Source organism: Flagellimonas aquimarina, from assembly GCF_003149745.1.
GTDB lineage: Bacteria > Bacteroidota > Bacteroidia > Flavobacteriales > Flavobacteriaceae > Flagellimonas > Flagellimonas aquimarina.
Genome location: NZ_QGEG01000001.1, coordinates 174,528 through 194,852, shown reverse-complemented (window position 1 = coordinate 194,852; position 20,325 = coordinate 174,528). Strand labels below are relative to the sequence as shown.

Here is a 20,325-nt window from a genome sequence, read left to right as displayed (position 1 = left end):
TTTTAATACACTTTAAATTATGAATATAACAGTAATAGGTACAGGTTATGTAGGCTTGGTAACAGGTACTTGCTTTGCAGAAACAGGAATCAACGTTGTCTGTGTGGACATTGATGAGAAAAAAATTGAAAAACTACGAAACGGTGAAGTCCCAATCTATGAACCTGGTTTGGATTTACTCCTGGAGCGTAGCATAGATAAGGGGAGAATTTCCTTTACCACCAATTTGGAAAAAGGTATAAAAGGCAGTGATGCCGTTTTCATAGCGGTGGGTACTCCACCAGATGAAGATGGTAGTGCAGATTTAAAATATGTATTGGGCGTTGCAAGAGAAATAGGGCAGCATATGGAAGATTACAAAGTAATCATTACCAAAAGTACGGTCCCTGTAGGCACTTCTTTTAAAGTAAAAGCCGCTATTGAGGAAGAATTGGCAAACAGAAATGTTAGAATTCCCTTTGATGTTGCTTCAAATCCAGAGTTTTTAAAAGAAGGAAGCGCAGTTGATGATTTCTTAAAACCAGACCGTATTGTTGTAGGAATAGAAAGCAAACGTGCCGAAAAGGTGATGAGGAGATTGTACAAGCCTTTTTTGATGAATGGGCATCCATTATTGTTTATGGACATTTTTTCTTCAGAAATGACAAAATATGCTGCAAATTCCATGCTGGCAACCAAGATTAGCTTTATGAACGACATTGCCAACTTATGTGAGCTTGTTGGGGCCAATGTGGATTTGGTAAGAAAAGGCATTGGTTCCGATTCTAGAATTGGGAATAAATTCATCTATCCTGGAACGGGATATGGTGGTAGCTGCTTTCCAAAAGACGTTCAAGCCTTGGTGCGGACAGCTGATGAATATGGGCACTCATTAGAAGTACTGAAAGCTGTTGAAAGTGTCAACTATAGACAGAAATCTGTATTGGTGGATAAAATCAAGAACCATTTTGGAAAGAACCTAAAAGGCAAGCAATTTGGACTTTGGGGATTAGCGTTTAAACCAAAAACAGACGATATGCGAGAAGCACCATCATTGGTGATTATAGAGCAATTGAAGGCGCTGGGCGCTACAGTAAGGGCTTATGATCCCGTGGCCATGGAAGAAACCAAACGCATTTTGGGTGATAAGATTGAATATGCAAAAGATGAGTACGATGCCATTATAGATGCAGATGCCTTGATTGTAGTTACGGAATGGTCAGAGTTTAGAATGCCCAATTTTAGAATTTTAGAAAAATTGATGAATACCAAAGCCATTTTTGATGGACGTAACATTTACGATCCAGAGGAAATGGGTGAACAAGGATTTACCTACTACAGTATAGGTAGAGATGCTGTTAAAAATACCGAAGTGGAAACCGCTAAAATTTAATAAGAATACTATGAAACGAATATTAGTTACAGGAGGAGCAGGTTTTGTAGGCTCTCATTTATGTGAAAGACTATTGAATGAAGGGAACGAAGTGGTAAGCATGGACAACTATTTTACCGGAAGAAAAAGTAAAATAGTCCATTTGATGGATAATCCATATTTTGAAGTAATCCGTCATGACGTGACCTTACCATACTTTTTGGAAGTGGATGAAATCTATAATTTGGCATGTCCGGCTTCCCCGGTTCATTATCAGCACAATCCCATAAAAACGATTAAAACCTCTGTTTTGGGGGCAATCAATATGCTGGGATTGGCTAAAAGAATAAATGCAAAAATTCTTCAAGCCTCTACTAGTGAGGTGTACGGAGATCCTGAAATGCACCCTCAGCCAGAGGATTATTGGGGACATGTAAACCCAATAGGAATTAGATCATGCTATGATGAGGGCAAGCGATGTGCAGAATCACTTTTTGTAAACTATCATAATTCCAATGATGTTCTAGTGAAGATTATTAGAATCTTTAATACCTACGGGCCACGCATGGAACCAGATGATGGTCGAGTGGTTTCCAACTTTATTATGCAGGCATTACAAGGAAAGGATATTACCATTTTTGGTGATGGTTTGCAGACAAGAAGCTTTCAATACGTAAGTGATCTAGTGGATGGGATGATAAAGATGATGGAGACGGAAGATGAGTTCATAGGGCCAATCAATATAGGAAACCCAGGAGAGTTCACTATGCTGGAGCTTGCAGAAAACATTATTGAAATTACGGGCTCAAAATCTAAAATAATTCACTTGCCCTTACCGGCAGATGATCCTACACAAAGAAAGCCGGATATCTCGTTGGCCCAAGAAAAATTGCAAGATTGGAAACCCAGTGTTGATTTACAAACGGGCCTTGGAAAAACAATTGAATATTTTGACAATCTTATAAAAGAGAAGTCAATTAAAGAACTAATAGAAGGGTAACGATAGCTATTAAGAGTATATAGATGGATGTAATCAAAATTTTAATACATGGCCTCGAATTCCTTTTAATAGGGTATTTTGGATTTGCATCCATCTACGTATTCATCTTTTCTTTTGCAGGACTTTTTAAAGCAAGAAAGCGAAACGAAGTACTTCTCAAGGAAAGAAAATTTGCGGTATTGATTCCTGGTTATAAAGAGGATAATGTAATTGTTGAGGTAGCTAAAAGTGCACTACAACAAAGTTATCCATCAGAACTTTATGATGTTGTCATAATTGCTGATTCTTTTCTGGAAAGCACCTTGAATGATCTTAAACAGTTGCCGATACGATTGGTTGAGGTTTCCTTTGAGAAAAGCACAAAATCCAAAGCGCTAAACCAAGCCATGAAGGTTATTGGCGATGCTTATGATGTGGCTTTGATTCTTGATGCGGACAATATTATGGAGGACCAATTTATTGAAAAGGTCAACAATGCTTTTAATCAAGGATATAAAGTAGTTCAGGGACATAGAATTGCAAAAAACACCAATACATCCTTTGCAATATTGGATGCCATAAGTGAAGAGATAAACAATCATATTTTTAGAAAAGGACACCGTGTTCTTGGCCTGTCTTCAGCTTTGATCGGTTCAGGAATGGCGTTTGATTATTACTTCTTTAAGAACACCATGTCCAATGTCAATGCCGTTGGTGGTTTTGACAAAGAATTGGAACTAAAACTGTTAAAGAACAGAACCAAGATTGAATATTTGAACAATGCTTTGGTATTGGATGAAAAGGTTCAAAAACCGGATGTGTTTTCTAACCAGCGCAAGCGATGGCTTTCAGCTCAATTTATATATTTTGGAAGATATTTTTTACCTGGTTTAAAAGAACTGTTCACAAGGGGAAATGTGGATTTTTTCGACAAAGTATATCAAATGGTATCCCCTCCAAGAGTATTGTTACTTGGACTGGTAGTGGTTATTTCGTTCATGTATTTTGTCCTGAGCATATTTTTTCCAACAAATATTTTAACCATACCTGCAGTTTTTTGGTACGCCAATCTTTTGCTAACCTTGCTGGCTTTCTTTTTCGCTGTTCCCCAAAAGTTTTATAATTCAAAAACGGTAAAGGCCATACTTGCTTTGCCTAAAGCATTTCTGCTCATGTTTTTATCTCTTTTCAAACTAAAAGGAGCCAATAAAAAATTCATACATACCGAGCACGGTACGGTTAATAGTCAATAACAGAAAATGAGAATAGGAATAGAAGGACAACGTCTTTTCAGGAAAAAGAAGCATGGGATGGATATGGTCGCTCTGGAGCTTATTAAAAATCTTCAGAAAATTGACCGTACAAATGAATATGTAGTCTTTGTAAAACCAGATTTTGACGACACTTGTATTCCCAATGCACCTAATTTTAAAATAGTGCAATTAGAATCTAAATGGGGTTATCCTGGTTGGGAACAGATTGCGTTGCCCAAAGCTGCCTACAAGGAAGGTTGTGATGTTTTGCATTGTACGAGTAATACGGGGCCATTATTTTCCAAAGTTCCATTGATCACCACATTGCATGATATTATTTATTTGGAAAGTATAAGCATTTTCAAAAAAGAAGGAACATGGTATCAGAAATTGGGTAATATGTACCGAAGGTATTTTGTGCCACCAGTAATTAAAAAAAGCAAAAAGGTCATTACTGTTTCCAACTATGAAAAAGAACGTATAAACAATCACTTTGGATTTACGGATAATAGATTAACTGCTATCTACAACGGTGTTGGTTCACATTTTAAAAAGGTGACCAACTTGGAAAATCTAAAGACCATAAAGGATAAATATAATCTACCGGACCATTTCTTTTTCTTTCTTGGGAATACGGACCCAAAGAAGAACACCAAGGGTGTATTAAAGGCATTTTCAGATTTCAACAAGGAATATCCCAGCCAGTACAAACTGGTGATGTTGGATTATGATGAGGGAGAACTCTTAAAGCTTTTGATGTCTATTGAAGGGGAAGAAATAAGACCATTGATTCACCTAACGGGGTACGTTCCCAATATAGACTTACCTGCTATTATAAGCCAATGTGAAATATTCCTCTACCCATCTTTAAGAGAAAGCTTTGGAATACCCATTCTTGAAGGGATGGCATGTGGAGTGCCGGTAATTACATCAAACACTTCATCAATGCCCGAGGTTGCCGGAGAAGATACTGCGTTGATGGTAGATCCTTTTAATCCTCTAGAAATTACCTCGGCAATAAGGACACTGGTTGAAGACAAAATGTTGGCTCAAGTTTTGGCGGAAAAAGGAATTAAAAGGGCAAAACACTTTTCATGGGAAACTATGGCCAAGAATGTGTTGGAACTATATGAAGATGTCCACAGTGAATTAAAAAACAGCTAATATGATTAAAGATCAAGATATTATAGTTGTAGGTATACAGGCATGGGATATTGAGATTGGCAGCAATTGCAAAAATATTGCCACGGAATTTTCCAAGCACAATAGAGTGCTGTATGTAAACCCTCCGCTAGACAGGGCTACTTTAAGACGAGAAAAGGGTACTGAAAAAGTGGAAAAAAGAATTCGGATCAAAAATGGTGAAGAAACCGGCCTGGTTCAGATAAAGGAAAACCTTTGGAATTTATATCCAAAGTCATTGACAGAGTCGATTAACTGGATTCCATTTCATTCAATATTTAAAAAACTGAACAAACGAAATTCTAGAGTTTTTTCTGGCGATATTCAAGAAGCAATGGATCAATTGAAGTTTAAGGATGTGTTGCTGTTCAATGATAGTTCCATGTTTTTGGGATTGCACTTAAAGGAATTTTTATCCCCTAAGACCTATACCTATTACATGAGGGATTATTTAATTCGTGTTCCATATTGGAGAAAACATGGAGAACGTATTGAACCACAAATTATACAACAAGCGGATACCGTTGTAAACAACTCCACCCTTTATGCTGAATATGGTTCCAAATTCAACCCAAACAGCTTTATGGTAGGTCAAGGTTGTGATGTTTCATTATTTAATGATGAAAACGACAACATCCAAATCCCCAAAGAATTTGATGCCATTCCAAGACCCATAATTGGTTATGTAGGTTATCTAACCAGCATGCGATTGGACATTGAACTATTGGAGCATATGGCCAATATGAGAAAGAACTGGAGCATAGTCTTGGTCGGGCCGGAAGATGAAGATTTTAGAACATCAAAATTACATGAATTAGATAATGTGTTTTTCTTGGGAAGCAAAGATGCCTCTCAACTTCCGTCCTATGTTAAAGGGTTCGATGTTGCTATGAATCCACAGGTGGTGAATGATTGGACCATTGGAAATTATCCCCGTAAGATTGATGAATACTTAGCCATGGGCAAACCTACTTTGGCAACAAGAACAAAGGCAATGGAAATGTTCAAAGAACATGTGTATTTAGGATCCAGCAAAGAAGAATATATCCAATTGGCAGAAAAAGCTTTGGCCGAGAATAATTCTGAGTTCGTGAAAAAACGAATCGAGTTTGCAAAGAGCCACACATGGGAGAACAATGTTCAAGCGATTTATGATGCCATAAAAAAATCAGCATAAAACCAAAAATTATGGGATTAAGCGACAAAATAAAAAGCAGCGATAGGATTAAAAAAATTGTACACTGGTTATTGGTGCCAGCAAATCAGGCGAAACCTCGTTTATGGGTAAAATGGTTTGTGAATCCTTTCTATCATAAAAAAGGAGCCGGTGCTTACATATGCAGAAGAACCCGCATGGATGTTTTGCCATGGAACATCTTTGAATTAGGAGCAAACTCAACAATAGAAGATTTTTCAACGATCAACAATGGGGTAGGGGCAGTAAGAATTGGCATTAGAACCAGAATAGGCCTGGGAAACACCATTATTGGTCCTGTGACCATAGGAAATGATGTTAGATTGGCCCAAAATGTAGTGCTTTCTGGGCTTAACCATAATTATGAAGACGTGTCACGACCCATTCACGCACAAGGAGTATCCACCGCAACGATTATTGTTGAGGAAGAAACATGGATAGGTGCAAATAGCGTAATCGTCGCAGGAGTCACCATTGGGAAACATTGCATTATTGCTGGTGGAAGCGTTGTTACCAAAGATGTTCCAGCGTATTCTGTGGCTGTTGGTAATCCCGCAAGAGTGGTCAAAACATATAATCATGATACAGGAGAATGGGAAAGAGCTGCAAAAAAGAATCTTGTAGCGGTATAGTTCATTAATGAGTTAAAGGAAATAACAATGGAGTTTTTAGAGGTATTTTTTTGGATTTCACTTTTCATTATTTTTTATTCTTATTTAGGGTATGGGATAGTATTGTTTTTAATTATCAAGATCAGAAGAGTTTTTGGGTTGTCCAGAAAATTTGAAGGCAATGAAGATTATGAACCCGAAGTGACCCTTTTTGTTTCTGCCTTTAATGAAAAGGACTATTTGGAGCAGAAAGTAAAAAATTCAAAAAGTTTAAACTACCCCAAAGATAAAGTAACCCAAATTTGGGTAACGGATGGTTCAGATGATGGTACTCCAGAGTTATTAAAAAAATATGATGGGGTAGAGGTGCACCATAAAGATGAAAGAGCGGGGAAGATTGCCGCCATGAACAGAGGAATGAATTTTGTAAGAACACCTATTGTCATCTTCTCTGATGCCAATACGGACCTAGGCAAAAATTCCATTAAAGAAATTGTACGCTTGTTCAGAAATCCTAAAGTAGGATGCGTTTCCGGCGAAAAAAGAATTTACTCCAAAGATGCAGATAGTGCAGCTGGCGCAGGTGAGGGTATGTATTGGAAATATGAATCACAGCTTAAAAAATGGGATGCAGAGCTCTACTCCGTTGTTGGGGCTGCTGGTGAACTTTTTGCAATCAGGACAGAGCTTTGGCAAGAAGTGGAGAAAGATACCTTGTTGGATGATTTTATGATATCACTTCGTGTTGCCATGTCTGGTTATACCATACAATACAACCCTGAGGCTTATGCTATTGAAACCGCATCTGCCAATGTGAAAGAAGAACTAAAACGGAAAGTGAGAATTTCTGCAGGAGGGATTCAATCTGTAGTTAGATTAAGAGCTTTGCTGAATTTATTTAAATATGGAACACTTTCGTTTCAATACATTTCTCACAGGGTATTGCGTTGGACGTTGACTCCACTTTTACTTTTCTTAATCATTCCGGTCAATTTTATTTTGGCTCAAAATGAAGGAGTACTTTCTCTAGGTCTGTTCAGCATATTGTTTTGGGGACAGGTCCTGTTTTATGCAGCGGCTTTGCTAGGATGGTTTTTAGAAAACAGACAAATTCGCTTAAAAGCACTTTTTGTACCGTACTATTTCTTTATCATGAACCTTTCTGTATTTCTTGGTTTTGGAAGATACATCAAGGGAAATCAATCCGTAAATTGGGAACGTGCTAAAAGAGATGTACAGACGGAAGCAGTGGCTTAATTCTCTTCTGTAAAAAGAGGTAGGTCAAAAAAGAATACACTTCCTTTTCCGACCTCACTTCTAATTTTTAATGTGCCGCCATTTTTTTTGACGAAATTTTGACAAAGCACAAGGCCTAGTCCAGTACCGGGCTCTTTTTCAGTCCCTAATTTGCTAAAGTGCTCATTGGGATTCAAGATTTTTTTAATGTCCTCTTTTGGAATTCCATTGCCATTATCCTCTATTTCTATTACAATCTTGCTTTTTCCAGGCTTAGAATTGATTTTAATAACCCCCTCTACTGGAGTGAATTTTATTGCATTGGAAAGTATATTTCTGAGTACTGTCTTGATCATGTTGTTATCTGCATAAGCAAAAACATCCACAGGAACATTGTTCTGCATTTCAATTTGTTTATGATCGCTTCCCAGTTTTAATAAACGAAATGTCTGTTCCACCAATTCGTTGATATTGAGCTTTTCAGGAATAACTTGAATTTGATTGCTTTCAGACTTGGCCCAACCCAACAAGTTTTGAAGTAGGTTCAAGGCTTCGTCCATGGTTTTTAATAGATCAAAGACGGTTTCATCCAAAAACTTATCATCTTTTGGATTGATAATGCCACGCATGATAAAATCCATTTTTAGTTTGGCAGCACTTAGCGGAGAACGTAGATCGTGTCCTATAATGGAAAACATCCTATCCTTTAGGTCATTGGATTGCTTAAGATTTTTAGCTTGTTCTTCAATCTGATTTTTGGCACGAATTAACTCAACATGGGTCTGAATTCGAGCAACCAACTCCTGTTCATTGAAAGGTTTGGTAACGTAATCTACACCTCCCACCTCAAAGCCCTTTACCTTGTCTTTTACATTTACCTTGCCTGTAAGAAAAATAATTGGGATGTCTTTGTACTTATTGAAGCTTTTGATTTTTTCACAGAGTTCAAAACCTTCAATACGGGGCATTATAACATCAAGAAGGATAAGATCGGGCTTTCTTTTCTCAAGAATTTCAAAGAAGTGGTCATCATCGCTGGTGCCTTCAAAGTGGCAGTTATTTCTTTCCAAAATAAATCGTAATAACTCCAGATTCAGCTGTTCATCATCTACAGCGAGGATATAAGGTTTTTCCGTAACTTGGTTTTCCATTTAAGACAAAAAAGGCCTAGTACGAAAGTAGGAAAAAGATTTTATGTTTGTTAAGTATTTACTGTCAGAAGAAAAATATTGAGTTTAATAAATTGGTTTGTTTTGCTTTAAAGTATATATTAAAGTATTCCACCAACAAAAAATAGCCTTTCACAACATTAATTGAATGACCACATAAAGTAGGATTATATTTACAAAACAAGTAATAAAAAGAATAATCTTCATGATAAATATTTTGGTTACGGGAGGAGCGGGATTCATAGGTTCCAACTTTATCCCTTATTTTTTAGAAGCAAACACAGAAGTTAATCTTATCAATATTGATGCACTCACTTATGCCGGGAATCTAGAGAACCTGAATGAAGTTGAGACGCACGAACGATATACGTTTATCAAAGGGGACATTTGTGACAGAAAGCTTATAGAAAAAATATTCGAGAAATATACTGTTCAAGGGGTGATTCATTTTGCGGCAGAGTCTCACGTGGACAATTCCATTACCAACCCAGATGCGTTTATGCAGACCAATATTTTGGGGACATTTAATTTGATAGATGTAGCCAAGAAAAACTGGATGGTTGGTCCTGGAGTATATAAGGAAGCTTTTAAAAATGCCAGATTTCATCATGTTTCAACAGATGAGGTTTATGGAACCTTGGGAAAAGAAGGGTTGTTTATGGAAACTACCCCGTATGCACCCAATAGTCCATATAGTGCCTCAAAAGCATCTTCGGATTTTATAGTAAGAAGTTACCATCATACCTATGGTATGAATGTTGTAACCACCAATTGTTCCAATAACTATGGCCCAAAACAGCATGATGAGAAATTGATTCCTACCATAATACGAAAAGCATTGGCAGGAGAACAAATTCCTATTTATGGAGATGGTTCCAATATTAGGGATTGGTTGTACGTTTTAGACCATTGCAAGGGAATTGCTCTTGCCTATGATAAAGGTGTTTCGGGCGAAACGTATAATATAGGAGGAAGAAATGAACGAAATAACCTCTACATTGCCCAAACGGTATGTGATATTTTGGATAGAAAACATCCAAAAGCTGAAAGCGGTTCTTATCGTGATTTGATTACTTATGTAAAAGATAGGGCAGGACACGATTTTAGATACGCCATTGATGCTTCAAAAATTGAGAATGATTTGGGTTGGAAGGCAGATGAAAATTTTGAAACGGGCATTGAGAAAACTATAGATTGGTATCTAAAAAAGTTCATTAACAACAAGACAAAAAGTTTGGCCTAATTATCTTAGGCATTATCTAGAATAGGTTTTAAACCAAAAAAGATGAAAGGAATAATTTTAGCAGGAGGCTCAGGAACTAGACTGCACCCCATTACACTCGCGGTCAGCAAACAACTGATGCCTGTGTATGACAAACCCATGATTTATTACCCACTTTCCACTTTGATTGAATCTGGAATCTGGGAAATATTGATTATATCAACCCCACACGATTTACCCATGTTTCAAAGACTATTGGGAGATGGTAGAAAGTATGGGTGCAAGTTTGAATATGCAGTACAAGAACACCCAAATGGGTTGGCGGAAGCCTTTATAATAGGTGAAGAATTTATAGGAGACGATAAAGTTGCCCTGATACTAGGTGATAATATTTTCTATGGAACGGGACTGGAAACTTTGTTGCAATCTAACAATGATCCAGACGGAGGTATTATTTATGCATATCATGTCACCGACCCAGAACGTTATGGGGTAGTTGAATTTGATGAAGAAGGTAAAGTGATTTCGATTGAAGAAAAACCAACAAACCCAAAATCCAATTACGCGGTCCCGGGGATTTATTTTTATGATAATGACGTTGTAGAGATTGCAAAAAATATTCAACCAAGTAAGAGAGGAGAGTTAGAGATAACGGACATTAACCAAGAATACTTAAAAAGAGGCAAGCTCAAAGTGAGTATTATGGATAGGGGAACAGCCTGGTTAGATACGGGAACTTTTCAATCATTGATGCAAGCTTCACAATTTGTTCAAGTAATAGAAGAAAGACAAGGTCTTAAAATTGGTGCAATTGAATCCTCGGCTTATAAAATGGGGTTCATTACCAAAAGTCAATTTAAAAAATTGACAGAACCTTTCTTAAAGAGTGGTTATAGCAAACGATTATTAGAAGCTTTAACATAGCGTATGGAAGTTCATAAAACAGAAATAGACGGTTGTTTTATTATTGAGCCTAAAGTGTTCGAAGACAAAAGGGGGTATTTTTTTGAAAGCTACAACCAAGAAAAATTTGAGAGATTAACCGGGGCGAAACCGTTTTTTGTGCAGGACAATGAATCCTTTTCATCAAAAGGAGTGCTCAGGGGGCTTCATTTTCAAAAAGGGGAGCACGCCCAGGCTAAATTGGTTCGGGTTTTGGATGGTGAGGTATTGGATGTTGCCGTTGATATAAGGCCCAACTCCAAAACCTTTGGTAAAGTGGTAAGCACCTTACTTTCATCTAAGAATAAAAAACAAATGTATGTCCCAAGAGGATGTGCCCATGGTTTTGTAACTTTAAGTGATACTGCTAAGTTTTCCTATAAGTGTGATAACTTTTACAATGCAGCATCAGAAGGAGGGATAATCTATAATGATCCAACATTCAATATTGACTGGGTTTTGGCAAGCGATGATTTGATTATTTCTGAAAAAGATAAATTTTTACCTGTTTTTAAAGAAGCAGTTCCCCATTAATTTTACACGCATACTATGAAAATATTGGTTACAGGAGCATCTGGACAATTAGGAAGTACCTTTAAATCGCTTGTTTCTGGTGGACATGCAAAAGATTTGGATTTTGTGTTCAAATCTTCGTCAGAACTGGATATTACGGATTTTGATGAGGTACGAACAGAACTTGTCTCTTCAGACTATGCGTATTGTATTAATTGTGCAGCATTTACAAATGTGGATAAAGCGGAGGCCGAGAACGATTTGGCGTACAAGGTGAATGTGACCGGAGCAAGAAATTTGGCCATGAACTGTAATGAAAGTAAAACTGTTTTAATTCATATTTCTACGGATTTTGTTTTTGATGGATTTTTGAACACACCATATTTAGAGGAAGATATTGCAAGACCAATAGGGTTTTACGGTGATACCAAATACAAGGGTGAACGTGCTATTATAAACAATTTAGAAGAGCACTTTATAATTAGGACTTCTTGGCTGTATTCAGAATTTGGACACAATTTTATGAAGACCATGCTAAAGTTAGGAGCCGAAAGAGATGAACTTTCCGTGGTCTATGATCAGGTAGGTACTCCAACCTATGCACTGGATTTAGCCAATGTGGTTCTTCATATTATAAAAGCGCACAGTATAGAATATGGAGTTTACAATTATAGCAACGAAGGTGTGGCAAGTTGGTACGATTTTGCCAAGGCTATTTTTGATGACTATAAAATCGACATCGATTTAAAACCAATTCTTTCTACAGAGTATCCTATGCCTGCCGAACGTCCAAAATTTAGTGTTCTGGACAAGTCCAAGATCAAAAACACTTTTGGATTGGAGATTCCTCATTGGAAAGACAGTCTTAAGGTGGCTTTAAAAGCCTACTCCAAGATTAATATTTAATTTTTTGTCACCCTGAGCTTGCCTGTACTGAGCAAGGTCCAAGTGTCTAGGAAAGGGAAGGTGGGTTGACACCAAATGGCAAATTGGAAGGGATTGCACTTATCGTCTAGTATAAGCGTCAGTTATGGGTTAAATTAGCGATTATTTTCGGTTTGACACAGACTTTAGCAATTCCGAGTGGATTCAGACGTAGTCGAATCCGCCGTAATTGCGTTTATACATTGTTAGCAAAAGTTATTTCTGGACTTCGTAAATTCCTAAATCCTTATTCCAAGTCAATCCATCTTTGTTTTTAGTCCAAAAACTCAACCACCATTTTGAATCTTTTGTTTCATCAATTTTTTCATTCCCAAATAGCATACCTAAATATCCAAAAGTGTATGTATCAGGATTACAGTAATTTGCTGATGAGCTTTTATCTTTTGGCATTTTGTCCAGCTTATAGACATTCTTTAAACAGTTTTTTGTGATTAGTCTTTTTGCTGAATTATCCTGCAATGAAATAATTAAGGCTTCAACAGCATTTAAGCTGCTTATTTCAGAAATTTTAGCATTTTGAAATTCAGTAGATTTATATTCCTCTACTGATTTATTTAGAAAGTAATCTAACCACTTATTTTTAAGGTTTTCAAGTTCTTTTTCAGTGGTGTTAATACTTACATAACCAAAGTTTTTTTTTGTTAAGTTCTGAAGAAGTTGATTTGCTCTTCCTCCAACCTTGAATAGGTCATTGTCAATTACCAAGCCTTTACCTTCGAAAATAATATCTCCGCTAATGATTCTATCCCAAATAATTAATCTACTTGTTCCTTCTAATTTTGTCTCTGTTACATTAGTTATTTGATTAGCAAGTTTTTTTAAATAAATAGTGTCCTTTGCGTAATTATTTACCGAAGCGTTTAAAGTCAAGAAAATAGCACTCCAACTTTTATCGCTTATGTTTTTTGAAAGAAGTTCAGTTGATGAAAGCTTTTGAGCTTTATCATACATTTCTTTTGTGTAGTTCTCAATATTTGATTGACTCCAAGAAACAAGTCGTCTTTGAGAGTATGAATTAAGATAAGAAAATGTTATCAGTAAGAAAAGTATAATTTTTTTCATCGATTTTGTTGGGTAATTTTTGCTAACTAAAAGGATATGAATCGGTTTTAATGATTTATATCCATCGATAAGTGAAGTTCGGGATTTTTAAGCTAAGATTCAACGACTAATTGATGAATGAAAGTCATGCATTAACAAATTGGGAAGGAGCTTATGGTTTTCTGTTAAAACTGCTCAACTTCAAAGCCAGCTATAGCCCCTTTATCTGTACCTTATGAAATGAGTCTGCTTGTAACTTAAGCAGTTCTTGGGCCTTCTCTTTTTTGTATCGATACAGCTCTTCTTCATTTTTGATGTCTTCATAAATCTTCTGATTGAGTTCGCCATCAGTAGAAAACAACAGTTTACGTTGGGTTACTTTTTGAGTTACCCAGGTGGCGACTACACTTTCTTGCTCCTCAAACTTATAATCATATTCACCTTTTGGCGCCAAAAGTTTGGCGATGATAGGTGCCGTTTCTATGGCCAGAAACAGCAGAAAAATAAAAAATGAAGGCAACCATGGCAGTTTGCCCAATGCATTGATGCGAGCCATGAGACCATCAAAACCATCAATGATGGGCTGCGAATTCGTTACTGCTGTAGTATAATCGTTTCCTAAAGCTGCAATTTGAGCTTCAATTGCATTTATTTTTTGGGCGTTCCCCTCTTTTAATTGGCTTAGTTCAGCCAAATAAGCATCATGCTTTTCACGTTTTTCTTTGTAGACAGGACCTTTGCCCAAAAGGCCAGTGCCTGCCGTACCTTCTGCCTCAGAAATATAGGTATCATAAAGTGCATTGGTCTCAGCTTCTTTGCTGGCGACCTCGTTCTTTAACTTTGTTATTTCTTGATTTAGGTTTTCAATTTTAGGATTGTACTGTAAAGCTATTTGCTCTTGATTGGCCAAGGTCATGGCATTTTTTTCTTCTAAAAGTACCTGATTGATTTCCTTTTCAAAAATCTTCATTTCAAGAGGTTTAGAAATGACTATGGCGATGATAATGGCTAGAACAATTCTTGGTGCCGCCTGCATAAGTTCACTCTTAAAATTGTCTCGTTTCTTTATGGTGGAAACAATGTAGCGGTCCAAATTAAAAATCAACAGGCCCCAAATCAATCCGAAGAAAATCGAAGTAAATACATTGTCAAAAACGGTATAAAGGGCATATCCACAAGCAATAAAGGCCATTACGGCGGTAAAGAAAACGGTGGCGCCAATACCAGCATATTTATTGCGTTCCCCGTTGGAACAAGTCTCTAAAATTTGGGTGTCCGCTCCCGAGCAGAAAATAAAAAAGCGTTGTAACATGATAGTGTTCGTTTGATTCTGATTGACTATTAGAACGCAAATTCCATGTATTTGTTACAACAAAATACATAATTTCAGTGCTTTAACTTTTATTTGGCAAGCTCAGAGTAGTACTTATAAAAATATGGGATGGTCTCAATCCCTTTTAAATAATTCCAAACTCCAAAGTGTTCATTTGGAGAGTGAATGGCGTCGCTATCCAGTCCAAAACCCATTAAAATGGTCTTACTTTCCAGAACTTGTTCAAAAAGGGCAACAATGGGAATACTTCCACCTGTGCGTTCCGGTACCGGTGTTTTTCCAAAAGTGGTTTCGTAAGCTTTAGCTGCAGCTTTATAGCCTAGACTATCCATATTGGTAACGTATGGAAGCCCTCCGTGATGGGGAGTGACTTTGACCTTCACACTTTTTGGGGCAATGGCTTTGAAATGTTCAGTGAACAACTGTGTGATTTCATCTGGGTCTTGATCAGGCACCAAACGCATGGATATTTTTGCATATGCTTTGCTGGCAATAACAGTTTTTGCTCCCTCGCCAGTATAACCGCCCCAAATCCCATTAACGTCTAAAGTTGGACGAATAGAATATCTTTCGGAAGTTGTAAATCCTTTTTCACCTTGGACATCTCCTATATCCAGAGCCTTTTTATAATCATCCAAATTAAATGGTGCTTTTGCCATCTCTTTCCGTTCCGCATCTGAGACTTCTTCCACTTTATCATAAAATCCCGGAATGGTTATATGATTGTTCTCATCATGGAGTGAGGCTATCATTTTGTTCAAAACGTTGATGGGATTAGGTACGGCTCCACCATAAATTCCAGAATGTAAATCACGATTTGGTCCAGTAACTTCAACTTCTACATAGCTTAATCCTCGTAATCCCGTTGTTATTGAAGGCACATCGTTTGCTATCATTCCAGTATCAGAAATTAGAATAATATCATTTGCTAGTTTTTCTTTGTGTTCAGTGAGAAAATCTGCCAAACTATCGCTCCCAACTTCTTCTTCACCTTCAATCATTAGTTTTACATTGCAAGGCAAGACATCATTTTTAATCATAAATTCGATAGCCTTGACGTGCATGTACATTTGCCCTTTGTCATCGCATGCTCCCCTGGCAAAAATTGCTCCTTCGGGATGTAAATCGGTTTTTTTTATAACTGGCTCAAAAGGAGGGGAAGTCCATAGTTCCATAGGATCTGGCGGTTGAACATCATAATGTCCGTAAACGAGTATGGTAGGCAGGTTAGGATCTATTATTTTTTCTCCGTAAACAACGGGATATCCCTTGGTTTCGCAGATTTCTGTTTTGTCGCACCCTGCATCTTTAAGGGATTTTTCAACAATTTTAGCGGTTTCCAAAACGTCTTGTGAAAAAGCAGTGTCCGCACTAATTGATGGTATTTTAAGCAATTCGACCAGTTCAGAAATAAATCGATCTTTATGAGTTGTGATGTAGTCTTTAATTTGTTCCATGTAAAGTTTTAAAAGGACGCTAAAAGTACAAAAAACAAGTTTTTAAAAAGAGTGTATTTGCAAATCCGAAAATTGAATTATATTTGCACTCCTTTTGCGGGCGTGGTGGAATTGGTAGACACGCTAGACTTAGGATCTAGTGCCGCGAGGTGTGAGAGTTCGAGTCTCTCCGCCCGCACAGTAAGGAAAGAGCCGAGATTTTATCTCGGCTCTTTTTAGTTTAGGTACAACATTAGTACAACAAAGTTTAAAAACTGACTTAAAAATTTTCTGAAAACAATATCTATTGAATCGATTTGCACTCATTTGACCAATCATTAAGTGTGATTTTAGTTTTTTGTATAAACTCACTAGGTCACGAATCTGGGGACATTTTTTGCTAACAAAAGCCTCTAATGTTGACCTTTCGGTGAACGTTTGGAAGGTTCAAAATAGGTGAGATGATTTACAGCAAGCCTTGTTGTATATGGTCTCAAAAAACATTGGTTTTACAATACCGATTATTTTTTTAACAAATACATAAAGATTCACACAAAAATCTGAACTGCAAAAGTATTGCAAGCATAGAACTTGATGCTTCTATTTTAAGAATTGAAAGCCACCGATTATGATTTATGCCGGGAGTGAAAATTGGTATGGATAATTAAAAAAAATTGGCAGGTATTAATACTGAAAAGTTTGAATTAATTTCAATATATAAATGAATTTATAAAGTTTGGTTATGATTGGTTTAAATCCGACAATGGCAAAAGTAAAGCCCTCTGCCACTTTGGTGATTAATGAACTGTCCGCAAAACTAATTTCAGAAGGCAAGGAGGTATTCCGGTTAGGATTTGGACAATCACCTTTTCCGGTTCCGAACAAGGTGGTTGAAGCTTTGAAAAAAAATGCGCATCAAAAGGATTATCTACCTGTTCAGGGTCTAAAGTCCTTACGGGAAGAGATTGGTTCTTTTTTCAGAAGGCATTATGGTTTGCCAGTCAGAGCTGAAGAGGTATTCATTGGTCCTGGGTCAAAAGAACTGATATATAACTTTCAAGTATCTTGTGCGTTTGACGAATTGTTATTGCCCGCTCCAAGTTGGGTCTCATATGAACCTCAAGCGATACTTACCGGGCACAAGGTCGTATGGCTGCCCACCAAAAAAGAGAACGGATGGAAACTAAATGCAAAGGTTCTAGAAGAGCATTGCAAGAAAAATCCCGATCAAAAAAGAGCAATAATACTAAACTATCCATCCAACCCGCTCGGCAACACTTATTCTGATGAAGAATTGCAAGCTTTGGCAGAAGTGTTAAGAAAAAAACAAATCATTGTAGTAGCGGATGAAATATATGGTGAGGTGCATCATGAAGGACAGCATCAGACCATTGCCAAGCACTATCCAGAAAGGACAATAATAAGCACTGGTCTTAGTAAATGGGCTGGTGCGGGCGGATGGCGTTTTGGTGTTTTTGTTTTCCCTCCGCAACTGAAATACCTGCAGGAAGCAATGGCCATTGTGGCAAGTGAGACTTTTACCTCCGTTAGTGCTCCCATACAATATGCAGCGGTCGAGGCTTATAAAGAAGATGAATCTTTAAGGTTATATCTAGAACATACCCGAAAAATTTTAAAAGCTGTTGGGTTATATGTTTATGATGAACTAACTACAATAGGAATCTCAATGCCCAAGCCTGAAGGCGGGTTTTACCTTTATCCAAATTTTGAAAAATGGAGACCTTATCTAATTTCTAGGGGTCTTACCAACAGTGAGGATTTTTGTTCGCACTTATTAAGTGAAACTGGTGTGGCACTTTTACCAGGGATGGCATTTGGACATCCTCATGATCATTTTGCTGCACGTCTTTCTTATGTTGATTTTGATGGAGAAAAAGTACTGCAGTACGTCATGGAGAACCCTGGGATTAATATTGACAAAGGCTTTGTTGAAAACCATTGTGCAAGAATAGTCTTGGCAATAAAACGACTTATCACATGGACTTTATCACTGGAAAAAATACAATAACATATTTTCTTCTTATCATGTCATTTCTAGCATGTAATGATCAGAAAGAAACTTTTTTGGGAGTAGTTACATCAGCTACCCCAGAAGCATCACAGGCAGGTGAAAAGATTATGAAGATGGGAGGAAATGCTGTTGATGCTGCTGTGGCTGTTTCTTTTGCCCTAGGTGTGACCGAGCCAGCAATGTCTGGTTTGGGCGGGGGAACCCAGGTATTACTCTCCTTAAAAAACCAGCCTCCCATAGCCATCAATGGAACTACTTTTTCACCTCAAAATACCTTGGTGACCAGTGAGGACACTTTAACCTATCATCGAAGAAGTACTATCCCATCAACGGTAAAAGTGCTTGGTTACTTACATAAAAAGTATGGTAGTGGTAAGGTTACATGGAAAGAGTTGATAGCTCCTGCCATTGAATTGGCCAAAAATGGATTCGAAGTGGGTGAATTTAGGGCGAAAGTCTATGAAAAATATGAGGCCAAGTTGCGAAGGAATAAACACCATACCTCTTTGTTTTTGATAAATGGAAATACAGCTCCAAAAAAAGGGCAAATTTTAAAGCAACCTATTTTGGCAGGAACATTGGAAAGACTCGCAGAATACGGAGCGGAAGACTTCTATTCGGGTCAAATTGCCCAAAGTATATCAGAAGATATGCAAAACAACAATGGATGGATCAGTCTAAAAGATCTAAAGAATTTTCAGGACCCAAAAGAGTTAACTCCTTTGTCAATTGAATATGGTGATTATACAGTTTATTCACAACCCCCTCCTTGCGGGGGTTGGACAACCTTGCTAATATTGAGATTATTGGAAGAAGAATCCAAGAATGATAAAATTAAAACTGATGACCTTGTAAAAGCATTATACTTGGCTCAGAACGATAGAAGAACTGACCCAGTTACGGACTTGCTCCAATATGATAGCATAGTAGATGTGAAATTATCAAAACAATTCGCTACACAACTTTTATCAGCCTCTCTGGATTTTCCAAATAGTGATGGAAATTCTAGCAATAATTCTGGTGAAACCACGCATTTTTCCGTGATTGATTCGCAAGAAAATGTTATCTCGGTCACGGCAAGTATAAATGCTTATTTTGGGTCTTTGGCCGCATCAGACCAGCTAGGATTCCTATATAACTCCTATATGGATGATTTTGTATTTGGGGAGCCAGCACACCCCTTTGCCTTAAGGCCAAATGCAATGGCCTACTCATCCATGTCTCCAACAATCGTTCAAAAAAATGGTGAAAACAGGATGGTCATTGGTAGTCCTGGAAGCAGTAGAATTATATCAACTGTTGGCCAATTGACAGCCAAATGGATTGAAAAAAAGGATATTGCAAACTTAATTCACACTCCACGTATTCATGTTAACCGAAATAAGGTCTATTTCGAGAAAAAAAAGGACACCTCTCTAATTGCTGATGACGTAATACAAGAATACGGTTTAAGGTTTCTATTTCCTGATGAAAGCTTAATTTCCCAAGAAGGTTTAAACCCGTATTATGGTGGAGTGCATGCTGTAGCAAAGGAGAAAGACAATTGGATTGGAGTGGCAGACCCAAGAAGGGACGGACAGTCAATTCGTGTTATGAATTAACTCCTTTGGGTTTTGCTGGTATTTTATTTTTTCTATCGTCTCAATCATTACATTGGCTATATCTATTCCCGTAGCATTCTCTATCCCCTCTAATCATGGAGAGGTATTGACTTCCAATAATAGCGGCCCTCGGTTAGATTGTATTATATCCACACCGGCCACATCCAAATTCAATACTTTGGCAGATTTAATGGCCAATTTTCTTTCCTCAGAGGTAATTTTAATCAGAGCTTGAACAAAATCAATTCGTCACCTTCTTAATTTCCATGTTTTACGTATTGAAT

Annotated in this window: 17 protein-coding genes, 1 tRNA gene and 1 pseudogene; 14 read left to right on the top strand and 5 right to left on the bottom strand. The window is 37.4% G+C overall.

Annotation, left to right across the window (positions count from 1 at the left end):
- The first annotated feature begins 19 nt into the window (after positions 1 to 19).
- The 7 genes from DKG77_RS00895 to DKG77_RS00865 are packed head-to-tail and all read left to right on the top strand — an operon-like array spanning position 20 to position 7,828.
- Positions 20 to 1,372 (top strand): UDP-glucose dehydrogenase family protein, encoded by a 1,353-nt coding sequence (locus DKG77_RS00895; RefSeq protein ID WP_109659303.1) that lies wholly within the window; start codon positions 20 to 22, stop codon positions 1,370 to 1,372.
- A gap of 10 nt (positions 1,373 to 1,382) precedes the next feature.
- Complete coding sequence (locus tag DKG77_RS00890; RefSeq protein WP_109659301.1) at positions 1,383 to 2,351, top strand: UDP-glucuronic acid decarboxylase family protein; 969 nt, start codon at positions 1,383 to 1,385, stop codon at positions 2,349 to 2,351.
- A gap of 23 nt (positions 2,352 to 2,374) precedes the next feature.
- A complete protein-coding gene (locus tag DKG77_RS00885; protein ID WP_109659299.1) occupies positions 2,375 to 3,583 on the top strand; it encodes a glycosyltransferase family 2 protein in 1,209 nt (402 codons plus the stop codon).
- Positions 3,584 to 3,589: 6 nt separating this feature from the next.
- Positions 3,590 to 4,747 (top strand): glycosyltransferase family 4 protein, encoded by a 1,158-nt coding sequence (locus tag DKG77_RS00880; RefSeq protein WP_109659297.1) that lies wholly within the window; start codon positions 3,590 to 3,592, stop codon positions 4,745 to 4,747.
- A 1-nt stretch (position 4,748) separates the two neighbouring features.
- The gene (locus tag DKG77_RS00875; RefSeq protein WP_109659295.1) at positions 4,749 to 5,942 is read left to right on the top strand and encodes a glycosyltransferase; all 1,194 of its coding nucleotides are present in this window, start codon (positions 4,749 to 4,751) and stop codon (positions 5,940 to 5,942) included.
- An 11-nt stretch (positions 5,943 to 5,953) separates the two neighbouring features.
- Positions 5,954 to 6,592: an acyltransferase gene (locus DKG77_RS00870; protein ID WP_109659293.1), complete on the top strand. Its 639-nt coding sequence runs from the start codon at positions 5,954 to 5,956 to the stop codon at positions 6,590 to 6,592.
- 27 nt (positions 6,593 to 6,619) lie between these two features.
- Positions 6,620 to 7,828, top strand: a complete 1,209-nt coding sequence (locus DKG77_RS00865; protein WP_109659291.1) for a glycosyltransferase family 2 protein — start codon at positions 6,620 to 6,622, stop codon at positions 7,826 to 7,828.
- Here DKG77_RS00865 and DKG77_RS00860 read toward each other — a convergent pair.
- Positions 7,825 to 8,958: a hybrid sensor histidine kinase/response regulator gene (locus tag DKG77_RS00860; protein ID WP_109659289.1), complete on the bottom strand. Its 1,134-nt coding sequence runs from the start codon at positions 8,956 to 8,958 to the stop codon at positions 7,825 to 7,827. The genes DKG77_RS00865 and DKG77_RS00860 overlap by 4 nt on opposite strands.
- Positions 8,959 to 9,181: 223 nt before the next feature.
- On the opposite strand from DKG77_RS00860, the gene rfbB reads away from it, so the two are divergent.
- From rfbB to rfbD, 4 genes are read left to right on the top strand one after another with little or no spacing between them, the layout of a single operon-like run.
- On the top strand, positions 9,182 to 10,219 hold the full coding sequence (gene rfbB / locus DKG77_RS00855) for a dTDP-glucose 4,6-dehydratase (protein ID WP_109659287.1): 1,038 nt from the start codon (positions 9,182 to 9,184) through the stop codon (positions 10,217 to 10,219).
- A 42-nt stretch (positions 10,220 to 10,261) separates the two neighbouring features.
- Positions 10,262 to 11,122, top strand: a complete 861-nt coding sequence (gene rfbA / locus DKG77_RS00850; RefSeq protein WP_109659285.1) for a glucose-1-phosphate thymidylyltransferase RfbA — start codon at positions 10,262 to 10,264, stop codon at positions 11,120 to 11,122.
- A 3-nt stretch (positions 11,123 to 11,125) separates the two neighbouring features.
- Complete coding sequence (gene rfbC, locus DKG77_RS00845) at positions 11,126 to 11,674, top strand: dTDP-4-dehydrorhamnose 3,5-epimerase (protein WP_109659283.1); 549 nt, start codon at positions 11,126 to 11,128, stop codon at positions 11,672 to 11,674.
- Positions 11,675 to 11,689: 15 nt separating this feature from the next.
- A complete protein-coding gene (gene rfbD, locus DKG77_RS00840; RefSeq protein ID WP_109659281.1) occupies positions 11,690 to 12,559 on the top strand; it encodes a dTDP-4-dehydrorhamnose reductase in 870 nt (289 codons plus the stop codon).
- 234 nt (positions 12,560 to 12,793) lie between these two features.
- On the opposite strand, the gene DKG77_RS00835 is transcribed toward rfbD, so the two are convergent.
- The 3 genes from DKG77_RS00835 to DKG77_RS00825 form a co-directional block, all read right to left on the bottom strand.
- Positions 12,794 to 13,660: a hypothetical protein gene (locus DKG77_RS00835; RefSeq protein WP_243414770.1), complete on the bottom strand. Its 867-nt coding sequence runs from the start codon at positions 13,658 to 13,660 to the stop codon at positions 12,794 to 12,796.
- Between the two features lie 190 nt (positions 13,661 to 13,850).
- Positions 13,851 to 14,951, bottom strand: coding sequence for a DUF4407 domain-containing protein (locus DKG77_RS00830; protein WP_109659279.1), 1,101 nt, complete (start codon positions 14,949 to 14,951; stop codon positions 13,851 to 13,853).
- 89 nt (positions 14,952 to 15,040) lie between these two features.
- Positions 15,041 to 16,429, bottom strand: coding sequence for a dipeptidase (locus DKG77_RS00825; RefSeq protein WP_109659277.1), 1,389 nt, complete (start codon positions 16,427 to 16,429; stop codon positions 15,041 to 15,043).
- Between the two features lie 96 nt (positions 16,430 to 16,525).
- On the opposite strand from DKG77_RS00825, the gene DKG77_RS00820 reads away from it, so the two are divergent.
- From DKG77_RS00820 to DKG77_RS00810, 3 genes are all read left to right on the top strand, one after another.
- A tRNA-Leu gene (locus DKG77_RS00820) sits at positions 16,526 to 16,607 on the top strand.
- Between the two features lie 564 nt (positions 16,608 to 17,171).
- On the top strand, positions 17,172 to 18,437 hold the full coding sequence (locus DKG77_RS00815) for a pyridoxal phosphate-dependent aminotransferase (protein ID WP_207785422.1): 1,266 nt from the start codon (positions 17,172 to 17,174) through the stop codon (positions 18,435 to 18,437).
- Positions 18,407 to 20,041, top strand: a complete 1,635-nt coding sequence (locus tag DKG77_RS00810) for a gamma-glutamyltransferase family protein (RefSeq protein ID WP_109659273.1) — start codon at positions 18,407 to 18,409, stop codon at positions 20,039 to 20,041. Before DKG77_RS00815 ends, DKG77_RS00810 begins: the two co-directional genes overlap by 31 nt.
- Here DKG77_RS00810 and DKG77_RS00805 read toward each other — a convergent pair.
- Positions 20,021 to 20,272: pseudogene (locus DKG77_RS00805) on the bottom strand (hypothetical protein); the annotation flags it as partial. The gene DKG77_RS00810 and the pseudogene DKG77_RS00805 sit on opposite strands and share 21 nt — an antisense overlap.
- Positions 20,273 to 20,325 lie beyond the last annotated feature (53 nt).

What these genes read in the sequence shown, in the direction of transcription:
- DKG77_RS00895 (WP_109659303.1), top strand. Translation starts at nt 20, where the DNA reads ATGAATATAACAGTAATAGGTACAGGTTATGTAGGCTTGGTAACAGGT.
- rfbA (WP_109659285.1), top strand. Translation starts at nt 10,262, where the DNA reads ATGAAAGGAATAATTTTAGCAGGAGGCTCAGGAACTAGACTGCACCCC.
- rfbB (WP_109659287.1), top strand. Translation starts at nt 9,182, where the DNA reads ATGATAAATATTTTGGTTACGGGAGGAGCGGGATTCATAGGTTCCAAC.
- DKG77_RS00835 (WP_243414770.1), bottom strand. Translation starts at nt 13,660, where the DNA reads ATGAAAAAAATTATACTTTTCTTACTGATAACATTTTCTTATCTTAAT.
- DKG77_RS00830 (WP_109659279.1), bottom strand. Translation starts at nt 14,951, where the DNA reads ATGTTACAACGCTTTTTTATTTTCTGCTCGGGAGCGGACACCCAAATT.
- DKG77_RS00815 (WP_207785422.1), top strand. Translation starts at nt 17,172, where the DNA reads ATGGCAAAAGTAAAGCCCTCTGCCACTTTGGTGATTAATGAACTGTCC.
- DKG77_RS00865 (WP_109659291.1), top strand. Translation starts at nt 6,620, where the DNA reads ATGGAGTTTTTAGAGGTATTTTTTTGGATTTCACTTTTCATTATTTTT.
- DKG77_RS00890 (WP_109659301.1), top strand. Translation starts at nt 1,383, where the DNA reads ATGAAACGAATATTAGTTACAGGAGGAGCAGGTTTTGTAGGCTCTCAT.
- DKG77_RS00870 (WP_109659293.1), top strand. Translation starts at nt 5,954, where the DNA reads ATGGGATTAAGCGACAAAATAAAAAGCAGCGATAGGATTAAAAAAATT.
- rfbC (WP_109659283.1), top strand. Translation starts at nt 11,126, where the DNA reads ATGGAAGTTCATAAAACAGAAATAGACGGTTGTTTTATTATTGAGCCT.
- DKG77_RS00810 (WP_109659273.1), top strand. Translation starts at nt 18,407, where the DNA reads ATGGACTTTATCACTGGAAAAAATACAATAACATATTTTCTTCTTATC.
- DKG77_RS00825 (WP_109659277.1), bottom strand. Translation starts at nt 16,429, where the DNA reads ATGGAACAAATTAAAGACTACATCACAACTCATAAAGATCGATTTATT.
- DKG77_RS00885 (WP_109659299.1), top strand. Translation starts at nt 2,375, where the DNA reads ATGGATGTAATCAAAATTTTAATACATGGCCTCGAATTCCTTTTAATA.
- DKG77_RS00860 (WP_109659289.1), bottom strand. Translation starts at nt 8,958, where the DNA reads ATGGAAAACCAAGTTACGGAAAAACCTTATATCCTCGCTGTAGATGAT.
- DKG77_RS00880 (WP_109659297.1), top strand. Translation starts at nt 3,590, where the DNA reads ATGAGAATAGGAATAGAAGGACAACGTCTTTTCAGGAAAAAGAAGCAT.
- rfbD (WP_109659281.1), top strand. Translation starts at nt 11,690, where the DNA reads ATGAAAATATTGGTTACAGGAGCATCTGGACAATTAGGAAGTACCTTT.
- DKG77_RS00875 (WP_109659295.1), top strand. Translation starts at nt 4,749, where the DNA reads ATGATTAAAGATCAAGATATTATAGTTGTAGGTATACAGGCATGGGAT.